This is a genomic window from Paenibacillus sp. 05T425, assembly GCF_056396205.1.
Map to the genome: position 1 here is coordinate 1 of NZ_JBFTLA010000103.1, position 446 is coordinate 446.

At 53.8% G+C, this 446-nt stretch carries 2 tRNA genes and 1 rRNA gene; all 3 read left to right on the top strand.

The features are described from left to right. Positions 1-56: 56 nt before the first annotated feature. Positions 57-173 (top strand): 5S ribosomal RNA (gene rrf / locus AC1DF0_RS32280). A gap of 44 nt (positions 174-217) precedes the next feature. After that, a tRNA-Ile gene (locus tag AC1DF0_RS32285) sits at positions 218-294 on the top strand. Positions 295-325: 31 nt separating this feature from the next. After that, a tRNA-Ala gene (locus AC1DF0_RS32290) sits at positions 326-401 on the top strand. The last annotated feature ends 45 nt before the right edge of the window (positions 402-446 follow it).

Genomic DNA, 446 nt, shown 5'->3' on the forward strand with positions numbered 1-446 from the left:
TATTGCTCGCTCGTTGTCAGTTTTGAAAGACTAATCGTCTTTCRAAGCATCATCCGTTTGGTGGCGATGGCGGAGGGGAACCACGCGTTCCCATACCGAACACGACCGTTAAGCCCTYCAGCGCCAATGGTACTTGGACCGCAGGGTCCTGGGAGAGTAGGACGTCGCCAAGCGGGTGCAAAGTTGTACCTGTGTAGTCAAAAAAGAGAATAACTGAGGGCCTTTAGCTCAGCTGGTTAGAGCGCACCCCTGATAAGGGTGAGGTCGGTGGTTCGAGTCCACTAAGGCCCACCACTATCGACTCTGAGAAGTCGGATCCCATTACGGGGCCATAGCTCAGCTGGGAGAGCGCCTGCCTTGCAAGCAGGAGGTCAGCGGTTCGATCCCGCTTGGCTCCACCAACAACTTTTCCTTCGGGAAAATGTTGAACATTGCACTTTGAAAAC